This window comes from Anabaena sp. WA102, assembly GCF_001277295.1.
Classification (GTDB): domain Bacteria; phylum Cyanobacteriota; class Cyanobacteriia; order Cyanobacteriales; family Nostocaceae; genus Dolichospermum; species Dolichospermum heterosporum.
The window spans coordinates 1231974-1244384 of sequence record NZ_CP011456.1 but is presented as its reverse complement, the minus strand read 5'-3'; the positions used below and the strand labels follow the sequence as shown (position 1 = coordinate 1244384).

Here is a 12411-nt window from a genome sequence, read left to right as displayed (position 1 = left end):
TTAATCCTTTCAATCAAGAATTGTAATTATTAGTTCTAGAGGTGGTACGTGCGCCGGCAACTGCTCCTACTAAAGCAGTAAGTAAACCTAATAAAGAACCAAAAACATAAAACCACAAAGTTCTCGAAGTAGCAGCAGCAACATCACGAGTTTGTTCAGCAGTTAATATCGGTGCATTTGGTGCTATGACATTACCTTGTTGCTGTAGTTGATTAATAACTTGTGCTGCATTATAAGCCACTACCCCAAAAGCACCCCAGACTCCATTTGCTAATAGAAAAGAGCTAAGTGCTAAAGTTGTTGCCCAAAGAATTGCCCCGTTGAGTATTGCTGTATCTCGGTGCATGGGTCCACAAGCACGGGTAGTGATCCAAGCACCAATAAATAGGGATAGTAATAATGCAATTGTTGACCAAATTCCGACATTACTAATAATAGTAGGAGCAACTGTTCTTGGTGCTAAGGATTCAGCAATTCTCCCTGCACCAAGGGCGCTAAAAAATGAACTCAATATTAATTGAGTTGCTAAAGCCACTAACACACCGGAAACTATTGGCCCCCAGCGCACTCTGTCCCGATATTCAGTGACTCTACTAGCTATCAAAGACTCAGAAGGACTTATTTCCTCACCGACTCGATTTACGTATGACATAGCTATTTTCTCCCTTGCTATTGCGGCAAAGTTGCTTATATTTTGGATATTTTTCCTGAAAAATCTTTGGTTTTGAATTTTTTCTTATAGCAGTTATCTTTAGGGTGCAATACAATCGAGTGAGGGAAAACCCCTACAGGCTTTACGATTTGCTGACTGTATCTCACCAAGAGTGCATACCGCTATATCAAATCTTTTTTATGCCCATATTTAAAATTAAATCGCTAATTATAATTCTCAATCTCTATCAATAGAAAGAGTTGTTTACCCTTTCTTTAGTTATAAATTGGCTAGATGAGAAATGTTTGAAAATGGCAAAATTATCAAAATATTAACGAATTTTGACCGCTGTTCCTGTGGCTGTAATTACTAATAAAACACCAGATTGATCAACATTAATTGTCCCAGTATCAACAGCAATACCGACAACAGCATCTGCGCCTAAACGTTGCGCTCTTTGTTCTAATTCCTCCATTGCTTTCCGCTGCCCTTCTTCAAAGAGACGCTCATAGCTGCCAGTGCGTCCACCAACAATATCCCGAATACTCGCTAAAAAATCCCGGAGAAAATTGCTACCATAGACAACTTCTGCTGTAACAATACCTAAGTAGGATTGAATTACAGCACCTTGAATCACATCAGTAGTAGTTAAAAGCATACATTTATGGAGAAATTAGATGACTATAGCCAAATTCAGGGGGAACCCTCGTTCCACACTCCATTATACCTGCAATTTTGTGTAATTTATCAGTATTGGTTGGCGAAAGGATTAATTTATTGTTATATAGGACTCCTATTTGATTTTTGATAGCTTGCGTGGCGTAGCCATACAGAACTCGGTACATACTGAAATCCTTCTTCCCTGTTCCCTGTTCCCTAACTCAACGGAAAATTCAGGAATCAAACCGGATTCCTATAGTTATGAAGATGTCAAGTAATTTTAATAAATTATTAATATTCTATAAATGTGAATAAATACAGATTACAAAGATCAATATTTTGTTTTAATGTACTAATAAAAACGGGTTAAGAAAATTTAGGAAAATTTACTATGTACAAAAAAACATCAGTCCTGTTAACTGCCTTATTATTAGGATGTTTATTTACTAGCACACCTGTAGTAGCAAAAGCTGATGTCCTACTGACACAGGTGAATAATCCAGAGTTGAAAAACTTGATAGATGAGGGGAAAAGACTGGTAGATTCTAAAGATTATAATGGAGCGATCGCTATTTATCAAAAAGCCGCAAAATTAGATCCCAAAAATGAAAGAATTTATGCTGGGATTGGCTACTTATATACTCAACAAGGCAATTTCACCTCCGCTTTAGATGCTTATCGTCGAGCTATTGCCATTAATCCTAATAATAGTGATTTTTACTATGCTGTTGGTTATCTGAAAAGTAGTACAAAAGATAACAAAGGCGCAAAAGAAGCTTACCGTCGGGCTATCCAGTTAAATCGGAATAATCTCAACGCTTATTTAGGATTAGGAGTTGCTCAAACTAGCTTAGGTGATTATCAATCAGCCATGTGGGCTTATGAACAAGCAATTAATTTAGATAAAAATAATCCCCGCACCTATGAGTTAATTGGTTCTATGTTTAAACAACGACGACAAACGACACAAGCAAACAAAGTTTTCAAAAAGGCATTAGATTTATATCAGCAGGGAAATGACGCGGAAGGTGCTGCAAGAATACAAGCAATGCTGCAAGAAATAGGCGGTTAGAATCAATTAAAAATAGGGACATGGTATCAAAATTTTTACCATGTCCCTACTTTTAGGATGGAGGAAAATCTTCAGTGTTACCAAGCTGCTTTACCTTTTTTATATATTTTCCCTGTAAAGGGCTGTACCCCAATCACAGGATAGGCATCATTAGCAGGGGTGAAAATCCGCATGAAGGCTTCAGAAATAAACTGAGCCATATCAGCAAACATTTTGGAGATAGCCATAATACTATAGCCCCTTTTTTTCAATCTTTTAATCGGTGACATTTGTACTTTAATACTGTGATTATCTATTTGCCCATATTCTTCATATATCTTATCTATACTGAAAATTGTCGTTATAGCAAGGCAAGAGGCAGGGGCGCAGGGCTTGCGCCCATTCAGGAGTATGGCTAAGAGGGTGTTTGAAAAGTTATGGTTGATGTATCAAATATTTTTTACCCCACCCTAACCCTCCCCAAAGCATCGGGGAGGGAACTGGATTATGACACCACAAAAAGATCAAAGATTATGAGTAACGAAACCTTACAAGCAAGTCGGGAATGGTGGTCACAAAGATGGTTAGATCTACTAGATTCTTACCGATTTAAAAAGCGATTAGAACGGGCAAGAAATTATTCTCGACAAGGAAATGTTCTCAGTATTAAATTTAAAGCTGCGAAAGTATTAGCGAGGGTACAAGGTAGTGAAGCAGAACCTTATAAGGTTTCTTTATCTCTTGATGCTTTTAGTGATGAAGAATGGGGTTATGTGGTGGAAACTATGTCCCAAAAGGCGATTTTTGCGGCTAAGTTATTAGCGGGAGAAATGCCACAAAATATTGAAGAAGTTTTTATCAGTAATGGTTTATCGTTGTTTCCCTTTACTCTTACTGATGTTCACAGTAAATGTTCTTGTCCTGATAAGGCTGTTCCTTGTAAACATATAGGTGCAGTATATTATCAATTAGGCGATCGCTTTAGTGAAGACCCCTTTGTATTATTTCAACTACGTGGACGCACCAAAGAGCAAATTATCAGCGACTTACGCCAATTACGCAGCACTAAAAATGTCGAGACAATTCAGGAAACATCGGCAATTCAACCAGAAGTTTCTGGAAATAAATATCCCGTTAAAATAGATGATTTTTGGCAATATAATCAGCCGTTAGAATCGTCTTTAGTAGTAATTTCACCTGCGGTTAGTGAAACAGTATTAGATACATTAGGGACAATTCCTTTAGCAAAAGATGAAGAAAATCCAACTAATTTACCTGCTGGTGAATTGGTGATGAAATATTTAAAATCCCTTTATCAAGATGTCAGTCAAAAAGCTTTTTTAGCAGCGATGAATGTAGGGAGATGAATATTTTTAATTATTTCTGATGTACCCATTCCCTAACAGCCTTCCTAATTGACCGTCTACCATTTGCCCGATTTTGTTCAATTATTTTTGGTAAATCCCGAATTTCTAAACTAGGAAATACTGAACTTTTCTCGGATTCTAGATATTCCCCAGCTTGCAAAAGATAGATTTTCAACTCACCAGAATCATAACACCAAATTTCAGAAACTCCCAAACGAGCATAAATAGGAAAACGGTCTAAAGACTTACTCGTAACATCAATTTCTAAAGCTAAGTCAGGAGGTGGATCTTTTTGCAAATCTAAATCTAATCTACCTCTAACTAATGGTTCATTTTGAAAATAAAAGCAATTATCTGCCTCTATTCCTGCCATTTTGCGTTCTTTTTTCCAGGTAGTTGAACCTAAACTTTCATAGTCTAAATCCAACTCTTCAGCGATATCTTTAACTGCATCACTAATTACTTCTTTATATTGTTCGTGTTCTGGTAAAGGGGTCATAATTTCCAAATTTCCATCATCATAAGCCACCCTAGCAGCCCGATTTTCTCCCAAATCTTGGAGAAGACTTTCAAACTGTTGCCAACTGATGTTATGAAGTATGACTCTATCAGCGCGATATTTGGTGATGGTCATTTGTATATCTAAGAATAAAATACAAGTTAATTTAATTATAGCAACTGGTATAGAGGAAAATTAAAAGTAGAATTTATGCAAATGTGATACTAAACATCTCTTTTAGGGTGCGTCAAGGTTGATAACTCAGTAACAATAAACATATTTTCAACATCTGACACACCCTAAATTGTCAACTAGAATTGGTAAGAAATACCAAGAGAAAAAACAGGATAAACACTTAACCAATTCAGATCGCTTTCTTGTTTTTTCCTTTCTGCTTCGATGTTAGTATTAATTTCCTGTTGTAAAGCAGGCGTTGCATCTGGACCAAACCCAGGTGTTAATGATACCTTTGGGGAGCCAGCAAACATTACACCTAAATTTGTGGAGAATCCCCAATGTTTACCAGGCTTCACAGCATTACCCCAACCCAGTCCAATATATGGTGCGACACTATTGGGAAAGGAAACTTTAGAGTTCAATGATGTAAGCACAGTTGTGCTGTTATAGTCTTTGTCATTGATCCTAATGGTCACACCATTCTTGGGTTTCCCAGTTCCTTCCAAATTATTATCTTGAAATACCAAACCTCCGGTCAAATGAAAACCACCATTTTTCCAAGGTAGGTAGTCAATTAAGGTAGACACATTAAATAGGTTGAGGTTAGCCTTATAATCAACATCGGACAAGCTAACATCTCTACTTATACCTAAGCCATTAATGCCTAATTTAGCATTGACATTAGGTGTTATGGACTTAGTGACTGTTGCACCAACACCTAATGTACTAATTTCAGGTGTAATTGCCCAACCGCTAGTTTTTACAGGAGTTTGGCTTGCTTCTTCGGTAGGTTTAGATTCTTCTGGCTGTGGTTTTGATGGAGTAGAACGCTCAGTACAGCGAGAATTTAAAGGATAACTTTTGCAAAATATATCTAAATCCAGTGGTCTTTTTGCCAGTAAATCACCAGCACTATAACTGAAAGTTCCTGGTTGAGGATGAGTTTCAGTTTTTTCAGGAGTGATTGATGTGGCAATAACTTCATTTGTAACTACTGGCTGAGTAATTGGTTCTGCAACAACTTCCTCAGCAATAACAACTTGATTTATTGATGTCCCCATTACCAAACCAGCAGCAACTGTCAATACAGAAGTGCTGAACTTTAGCTTATTCATTACTTGACCCTTAGTAAGATTTATTTGTTACATTGTATATTAGCAGCAATGTTTAATTATTGTAAGTACCTGTGCAAAATTTATTTTAAATTTTTACTCTTGCTTAACAAAGCTTAATGTGTGAACTTACACAGAAAAATACAAAAAAAGCCCTTGCGGTTAGGCAAGAGCTATCAAAAGCATTATATTGTCAGTAATTAAGCCTAGAAAAACCTAGTCAAGGTCAGGCATAAACATTGCTGGTTCTGTTTCACGGTTAATACCCTTCTCAAAACCACCAGCAGCAGCCCGGGCGCGACCTGCGTGCCATAAGTGACCAATGAGGAAGAAGAATCCTAAAACGAAGTGTGAAGTCGCCAACCAAGCGCGAGGAGACACATAGTTGAAGGAGTTAATTTCCGTAGCTACACCACCGACAGAGTTCAAAGAACCCAAAGGCGCGTGGGTCATGTATTCAGCAGCGCGACGAGCTTGCCAAGGCTGAATATCATTCTTGATTTTTTCCAAATCAAGACCGTTAGGTCCACGAAGAGGCTCTAACCAAGGACCACGAAAATCCCAAAAGCGCATGGTTTCACCACCGAAGATGATTTCACCAGATGGAGAGCGCATCAAGTATTTACCTAGACCGGTAGGACCTTGTGCAGAACCGACGTTAGCACCCAAACGTTGGTCACGAATCAAGAAGGTTAAAGCTTGAGCTTGAGAAGCTTCAGGACCAGTAGGACCGTAAAATTCGCTAGGGTAAACGGTGTTGTTAAACCACACCATAACGCAAGCGATGAACCCCATTAAGGAGAGCGCACCTAAGCTATAGGATAGATAAGCTTCACCAGACCAAATGGAGGCACGACGTGACCAAGCAAAAGGCTTGGTGAAGATGTGCCAAATACCACCGGCAATACAAGTTAAACCAATCCAAATGTGACCACCGATAACATCTTCCATGTTATCAACGCTAATAATCCAGCCTTCGCCACCGAAGGGAGCTTTGATTAGATAACCGAAGATGATTGCAGGGTTGAGTGTGGGATTAGTAATCACACGCACATCACCACCACCTGGGGCCCATGTATCATAAACTCCACCGAAGAACATAGCCTTCAGCACCAATAACAACGCACCGCATCCCAGGATGATCAGGTGGAAGCCGATGATGTTGGTCATCTTGTTCTTGTCTTTCCAGTCATAACCAAAGAAGGCAGAATATTCTTCTAAGGTTTCAGGACCACGAACGGCATGATAAATACCGCCAAAGCCTAGAACTGCGGAGGAAATCAGGTGAAGTACACCGACAACGAAGTAGGGGAATGTATCAAAAACTTCACCACCTGGACCAACGCCCCAACCCAGTGTGGCGAGGTGAGGAAGCAGAATCAAGCCTTGTTCGTACATAGGCTTTTCTGGGATGAAGTGAGAGACTTCAAACAAAGTCATTGCTCCAGCCCAGAAGACGATTAAACCAGCATGGGCAACGTGTGCGCCAAGTAGTTTACCAGACAAATTGATTAAACGGGCGTTGCCGGACCACCAAGCGAAGCCGCTTGATTCTTGGTCGCGTCCACCACTAATAACTCTATTAGAGAGCGTTACCACGTGGAAGTACCTCCTCTGGGAATACGAACTGTTCGTGGGGTTGATCTTGAGGAGCCATCCAAGCGCGGATACCCTCGTTTAGTAAAATGTTTTTGGTATAGAAAGTTTCAAACTCTGGGTCTTCTGCTGCCCGTAATTCTTGGGAAACGAAGTCATAAGCCCGGAGGTTTAATGCTAAACCAACGATCCCAATGGAACTCATCCACAAGCCTGTCACAGGGACAAACAACATGAAGAAGTGTAACCAACGTTTGTTGGAGAAAGCAACTCCGAAAATCTGTGACCAGAAACGGTTTGCTGTCACCATGGAGTAGGTTTCTTCAGCTTGGGTAGGGTTGAAGGCGCGGAAAGTGTTTGAACCTTCGCCGTCTTCAAATAGGGTGTTTTCTACTGTGGCACCGTGAATGGCACAAAGTAAAGCTCCACCTAAGATTCCCGCTACACCCATCATGTGGAAGGGGTTGAGTGTCCAGTTGTGGAAACCTTGTAGGAATAGGAGGAAACGGAAAATTGCGGCTACTCCAAAGCTAGGTGCAAAGAACCAGCTAGATTGTCCTAAAGGATACATCAGGAACACGCTGACGAATACGGCGATAGGACCGGAGAAAGCAAGGGCGTTATAAGGACGAAGACCGACGAGACGGGCTACTTCAAATTGGCGTAACATGAAGCCAATCAAACCGAATGCGCCATGTAGGGCGACGAAAGGCCACAAACCACCGAGTTGAATCCAACGGGTGAAGTCACCTTGAGCTTCAGGTCCCCACAGGAACAACAGGGAATGTCCCATGCTGTTGGCTGGTGTGGATACTGCTACTGTTAAAAAGTTAGCTCCTTCTAAGTAAGAAGATGCTAGTCCGTGGGTGTACCAGGAGGTGACGAAGGTTGTACCGGTTAGCCAACCGCCTAATGCGAGGAAGGCACAGGGGAATAGTAATATTCCTGACCAACCTACGAATACAAAGCGATCGCGCTTTAGCCAGTCGTCTAATACGTCAAACCACCCTCTACTGGGGGCGCGTCCAACTGCGATGGTCATTTACTAAAATCCTCGTTTTTACTAAAATTTCAACGTTTTTTAAGCAGTGTTTCAGCAAGTTTACTGATTTATATCATCTGCCGTGAGGAATTCAACGTTTTTTTTCAATCCTAGCAGCTTTACAGACGCTAAGATTGTGAGAACTGATTGCTTGACAAAGTGATCATTTCTCATAAATTATGACATGATCGGCTACCGTTAACCAGCAATCTAGGTTTTGGTAACGTAATGATTCTTAACTTATCACATTAGTCAGAATTTGGGCTGGATATAGAACAGGAAGTTAAATATTTTCTATCAATATCAGAATTTTAACAATTTGACACAGATTTTCTCATAAATCTTCGTAGGGGCGCAGGGCCTGCGCCCTAAATTCTCTGAATGGCCTGCGCCCTAAATTCTCTGAATGGCCTGCGCCCTAAATTCTCTGAATGGCCTGCGCCCTAAATTCTCTGAATGGCCTGCGCCCTAAATTCTCTGAATGGCCTGCGCCCTAAATTCTCTGAATGGCCTGCGCCCTGAAATCCTGCAAGTTGAGGATAAAATTCATTGTCATCTCTTCGATAACTTGCAATCCAGACTGCTTCAGTGGCAGACTTGAGAAAGATAGTCCAAGGTAGTTTAATGACCGTATCAACAACAATTAATAAAAGCGAGAACATCCTCTCTCAAAAGGTTCTTGGTTCACGTCGGTTTAGTAACTACTGGTGGGCAAGTATTGTGACTATGGGAGCCAGTGGTTTTTTCTTAGCTAGTATTTCTAGTTATCTCAAAGTTAATTTACTCATAGTTACTGATGCAACACAACTAATATTTGTCCCTCAAGGATTGGTGATGGGACTATATGGTGCTGCTGGCTTGCTATTAGCTACATATCTGTGGCTTGTAGTTCTATGGGATTTAGGTGGTGGTTATAATGAGTTCAATCGGGAAACGGGGACATTAAAAATCTTTCGTTGGGGGTTTCCCGGAAAAAATCGTCAAATCCAAATTGACGGCAGGATTTCAGATGTACAATCTGTCAAGATTTTGATTAAGGAAGGTCTGAATCCTCAACGCGCTTTATATCTTCGGGTTAAAGGTAGACGGGATATTCCCCTTACACGAGTAGGTCAACCCTTATCTTTGGCAGATTTGGAAACCCAAGGTGCGGAATTAGCTCGTTTTTTAGGAGTATCTTTAGAAGGACTCTAGGAATTTTGGATTTTGGATTGGTGAACAATAAGAATCAGATCCCCGACTTCTTAGAGAAGTCGGGGATCTGAGGTCAAGTTATTTTCACAATTTAAAATCCAAACTTCAGGAATGGGCAAGAACAAATTAAGATATTTTGATTAATGCAGTCACTAACAATGCGGTTTAAATTTCCACAATTTTTTGTAGTTCTATTGATGATTGGCGCTTTAACTTTGGGAGGATGTGCGAGTAATACAACATCGTCTAGTGCATCCCCAACTGCAACAGCTACCTCAGACACGACTACTAGTGCAAAAACAGTATCAGAAACTATTAGCGAGAGTGTTCCTGGAATCAAAGGTTTACCACGTCTTGAAGGTAAGGCTACGGTGGTGATGACGGTGAAGCGTGGAGAAGTAGTTAATCCCACACAAATTGAGATTGAAATAGATGGGACAAATGCACCAATTACTGGCGGTAATTTTGTGGATTTGGTTCAAAAAGGTGTTTATGACGGTTTAGTATTCCATCGTGTTGTGCGCGAACCTCAGCCTTTTGTAGTTCAAGGTGGAGATCCACAAGGTAAAGACCCCAAATTTCCCGAAAGTAGATTGGGAACCGGTGGTTATATTGATCCTCAAACTGGAAATGAGCGTCGGATACCGTTAGAAATTAAACCAAAAGGCGCAAAAGATCCTATTTACAGTAAGACTATTACTGAGAAGCCTGTGTTACAGCACAAGCAAGGAGCGATCGCTATGGCTAGATCACAATCCCCGGATTCTGCTTCTTCTCAATTTTACTTTGCTTTAGCAGATTTATCGTTCTTGGATGGTAACTATGCCGTGTTTGGTAATGTTACTAAAGGTTTTGAGGTAGTTAACAAAATCCAGCAAGGCGATCGCATTGAGTCTGCTAAAGTCACGAAAGGTGCAGAAAATCTGAAAATTCCTCAGTAGTTAGTGGTCAGTTGTCAGTTGTTGATTTGTGATTTTATAAGTATTCTGACTTCTGACTTCTGACTCCTGAGAAAGGGCGCAGGCCCTGCGCCCCTACCTCCTGACTCCTCAGTTATTATATAAAATCTAAAATTGGTTAAAGTTGTTGTTACTGGGATTGGTTTAGTTTCTGCTTTAGGTAAAAGCTTAGAAGATAGTTGGCAAAATTTATTATTAGGAAAAACGGGGATTAAATTACATCAAATATTTCCAGAATTGGGAATATTTCCCCTGGGATTAATTGCTGAAAAACCCTCTTTATTAAATACACTCGCAGAAATAGTTGTTAATTCAGCCCTACAAGATGCCGAATTGGTAGCACCTTTGTTTGATTGTGCTGTAGTAATTGGTTCTAGTCGGGGTTATCAAGCATCTTGGGAGATCATGGCACGACAGATGTATCAGGAAGAGGCAGAATCAAACTTAGACAATTGGTTAAATACTCTACCGCAAATGAATGCGATCGCTATAGCCCGAAAAATAGGCTCAACAGCAGCAGTTTTAGCACCAATGGCTGCTTGTGCAACGGGAATTTGGGCGATCGCTCAGGCTACAATGTTAATTAAAACCGGGCAATACCAACGAGTAATTACAGGGGCAATAGAAGCACCCATAACCCCCCTAACAATTGCCGGATTTAGGCAAATGGGGGCTTTAGCCAAAACAGGTGCTTATCCCTTTGACTTACAGCGAGAAGGCTTGGTACTAGGTGAAGGTGGTGCTATTTTGATTCTTGAATCTGCGGAGTTAGCAGCCCAACGACAAGCTAAAATTTATGGAGAAATATTAGGTTTTGGCTTGACAGCAGACGCATATCATGGAAACTCACCAGAACCATTAGGTAAAAGTGCCATCATAGCCATTAAGCAATGTTTAGAACGTAGTCATATTTCACTCACAGACATAGACTATATTCACACTCATGGTACAGCCACCCAGTTAAATGACCGGATAGAAAGTAAAATTATTCAACACTTATTTTCACCAAAATTAGCGATTAGTTCCACCAAAGGTAGCACAGGTCATACATTAGGAGCATCAGGAGCTTTAGGTGTAGCCTTTTCACTCATGGCATTGCAACAGCAAATTTTGCCCCCCTGCGTAGGACTTCAGCAACCAGAATTTAATTTAAACTTCATCCCTTCAGCACAAGAAAGTAAAATTCAGCAAGTCCTATGTTTTAGCTTTGGTTTTGGTGGACAAAATGCTGTGATAGCTTTAGGGAATTAAGGATCAATCATGAAAGAACTAGAAATACTTAAAAACTTATATTCTCAAGACTTAGAAACCAGAAAAAACTGGTATTCTCATGTAGCAGAAACTTATAATAAATTCAGACCTCGCTATCCACAAGAAATTATTAATGGTGCTGTACAAGCAGCCCAACTTTCCAGCAAAGCTAATATTCTAGAATTAGGTTGTGGACCAGGAAATGCAACTTTAGCATTTGCTCAATTAGGTTTTTCTATGATCTGTCTAGAACCAAATTTAGCAGCTTGTAATTTAGCAAGAAAAAACTGTGAAATGTATCCACAGGTAGAAATACATCAGACAACCTTTGAAGAATGGGAACTAGAACCTGGAAAATTTGATGCTGTTTTAGCAGCAACTTCTTACCATTGGATTAATCCTGAATTTGGTAATCTCAAGATTAATCAAGCTTTACAGAATGATGGGTCTTTAATTTTGCTGTGGAATATGATACCACAACCAGAATATGAAATATATCAAAGTTTCCGAGAAATTTATCAAAAATATGCTCCAACCTTGGATAGATATGAAGATATAGAAACTCAAAAAGAGATAGTACAGTCTTTAGGACAAAAAGCTATTGACTCAGGTAAATTCAAAAATTTAGTTTCCGAACAAGTTGTCTGTAAGGCTAATTATTGTATGGATGACTTTATATTACTTTTAAGCACTTACACTCCATACTTAAAACTAGATATAGAAACTAGAAATTGTTTATTTACAGAATTACGAAGAAAGATTGAAAATAACTATGGAGGAAATATACAAATCGCCTATATCTCAGCCTTTCAAGTTGCCAAAAAAGCTGAGATATAGTTTAATTGATAGCC

Annotated in this window: 13 protein-coding genes; 6 read left to right on the top strand and 7 right to left on the bottom strand. The window is 39.7% G+C overall.

Translation table 11 applies throughout. From position 1 onward, the window contains the following. Positions 1-13: 13 nt before the first annotated feature. Together AA650_RS05180 and AA650_RS05175 are read right to left on the bottom strand one after the other, a co-directional pair. The gene (locus AA650_RS05180) at positions 14-652 is read right to left on the bottom strand and encodes a hypothetical protein (protein ID WP_053538239.1); all 639 of its coding nucleotides are present in this window, start codon (positions 650-652) and stop codon (positions 14-16) included. A gap of 331 nt (positions 653-983) precedes the next feature. Then, positions 984-1310, bottom strand: a complete 327-nt coding sequence (locus AA650_RS05175) for a YbjQ family protein (protein ID WP_027402424.1) — start codon at positions 1308-1310, stop codon at positions 984-986. Between the two features lie 393 nt (positions 1311-1703). Here AA650_RS05175 and AA650_RS05170 point away from each other — a divergent pair, with 393 nt between their 5' ends. Then, positions 1704-2384 carry a tetratricopeptide repeat protein gene (locus tag AA650_RS05170; RefSeq protein ID WP_053538238.1) on the top strand — a complete coding sequence of 227 codons (681 nt, stop codon included), beginning with the start codon at positions 1704-1706 and terminating at the stop codon, positions 2382-2384. 77 nt (positions 2385-2461) lie between these two features. Here the strand turns inward: AA650_RS05170 and AA650_RS05165 are convergent, their stop codons facing one another. Then, positions 2462-2611 (bottom strand): hypothetical protein, encoded by a 150-nt coding sequence (locus AA650_RS05165; protein ID WP_027402426.1) that lies wholly within the window; start codon positions 2609-2611, stop codon positions 2462-2464. A gap of 285 nt (positions 2612-2896) precedes the next feature. Here AA650_RS05165 and AA650_RS05160 point away from each other — a divergent pair, with 285 nt between their 5' ends. Continuing rightward, on the top strand, positions 2897-3730 hold the full coding sequence (locus AA650_RS05160; RefSeq protein WP_053541192.1) for an SWIM zinc finger family protein: 834 nt from the start codon (positions 2897-2899) through the stop codon (positions 3728-3730). 10 nt (positions 3731-3740) lie between these two features. Here AA650_RS05160 and AA650_RS05155 read toward each other — a convergent pair whose 3' ends face one another. The 4 genes from AA650_RS05155 to psbD all read right to left on the bottom strand — a co-directional run bounded on the left by AA650_RS05155 (position 3741) and on the right by psbD (position 8156). Next, positions 3741-4364 carry a Uma2 family endonuclease gene (locus AA650_RS05155; protein WP_053538237.1) on the bottom strand — a complete coding sequence of 208 codons (624 nt, stop codon included), beginning with the start codon at positions 4362-4364 and terminating at the stop codon, positions 3741-3743. A gap of 176 nt (positions 4365-4540) precedes the next feature. Continuing rightward, complete coding sequence (locus AA650_RS05150; protein WP_053538236.1) at positions 4541-5521, bottom strand: hypothetical protein; 981 nt, start codon at positions 5519-5521, stop codon at positions 4541-4543. 213 nt (positions 5522-5734) lie between these two features. Further along, complete coding sequence (gene psbC, locus AA650_RS05145; RefSeq protein WP_027402430.1) at positions 5735-7117, bottom strand: photosystem II reaction center protein CP43; 1383 nt, start codon at positions 7115-7117, stop codon at positions 5735-5737. After that, positions 7101-8156: a photosystem II D2 protein (photosystem q(a) protein) gene (gene psbD, locus AA650_RS05140; protein WP_015080309.1), complete on the bottom strand. Its 1056-nt coding sequence runs from the start codon at positions 8154-8156 to the stop codon at positions 7101-7103. Before psbD ends, psbC begins: the two co-directional genes overlap by 17 nt. A 624-nt stretch (positions 8157-8780) precedes the next feature. Between psbD and AA650_RS05130 the strand changes: the two genes are divergently transcribed. The 4 genes from AA650_RS05130 to AA650_RS05115 all read left to right on the top strand — a co-directional run bounded on the left by AA650_RS05130 (position 8781) and on the right by AA650_RS05115 (position 12397). After that, complete coding sequence (locus tag AA650_RS05130; protein ID WP_027402431.1) at positions 8781-9350, top strand: photosystem I assembly protein Ycf4; 570 nt, start codon at positions 8781-8783, stop codon at positions 9348-9350. 158 nt (positions 9351-9508) lie between these two features. Further along, entirely contained in the window at positions 9509-10291 is a 783-nt protein-coding gene (locus AA650_RS05125) for a peptidylprolyl isomerase (RefSeq protein ID WP_053538234.1), read from the top strand. Positions 10292-10423: 132 nt separating this feature from the next. Beyond that, entirely contained in the window at positions 10424-11560 is a 1137-nt protein-coding gene (locus tag AA650_RS05120; protein ID WP_053538233.1) for a beta-ketoacyl-ACP synthase, read from the top strand. 9 nt (positions 11561-11569) lie between these two features. Next, the gene (locus AA650_RS05115; RefSeq protein ID WP_053538232.1) at positions 11570-12397 is read left to right on the top strand and encodes a class I SAM-dependent methyltransferase; all 828 of its coding nucleotides are present in this window, start codon (positions 11570-11572) and stop codon (positions 12395-12397) included. Positions 12398-12411: the final 14 nt, after the last annotated feature.

Bases quoted from the DNA above. Each gene is read 5' to 3' on its own strand.
- AA650_RS05180 (WP_053538239.1), bottom strand. From the start codon at position 652: ATGTCATACGTAAATCGAGTCGGTGAGGAAATAAGTCCTTCTGAGTCT.
- AA650_RS05175 (WP_027402424.1), bottom strand. From the start codon at position 1,310: ATGCTTTTAACTACTACTGATGTGATTCAAGGTGCTGTAATTCAATCC.
- AA650_RS05170 (WP_053538238.1), top strand. From the start codon at position 1,704: ATGTACAAAAAAACATCAGTCCTGTTAACTGCCTTATTATTAGGATGT.
- AA650_RS05165 (WP_027402426.1), bottom strand. From the start codon at position 2,611: ATGGCTATCTCCAAAATGTTTGCTGATATGGCTCAGTTTATTTCTGAA.
- AA650_RS05160 (WP_053541192.1), top strand. From the start codon at position 2,897: ATGAGTAACGAAACCTTACAAGCAAGTCGGGAATGGTGGTCACAAAGA.
- AA650_RS05155 (WP_053538237.1), bottom strand. From the start codon at position 4,364: ATGACCATCACCAAATATCGCGCTGATAGAGTCATACTTCATAACATC.
- AA650_RS05150 (WP_053538236.1), bottom strand. From the start codon at position 5,521: ATGAATAAGCTAAAGTTCAGCACTTCTGTATTGACAGTTGCTGCTGGT.
- psbD (WP_015080309.1), bottom strand. From the start codon at position 8,156: ATGACCATCGCAGTTGGACGCGCCCCCAGTAGAGGGTGGTTTGACGTA.
- AA650_RS05130 (WP_027402431.1), top strand. From the start codon at position 8,781: ATGACCGTATCAACAACAATTAATAAAAGCGAGAACATCCTCTCTCAA.
- AA650_RS05125 (WP_053538234.1), top strand. From the start codon at position 9,509: ATGCGGTTTAAATTTCCACAATTTTTTGTAGTTCTATTGATGATTGGC.
- AA650_RS05115 (WP_053538232.1), top strand. From the start codon at position 11,570: ATGAAAGAACTAGAAATACTTAAAAACTTATATTCTCAAGACTTAGAA.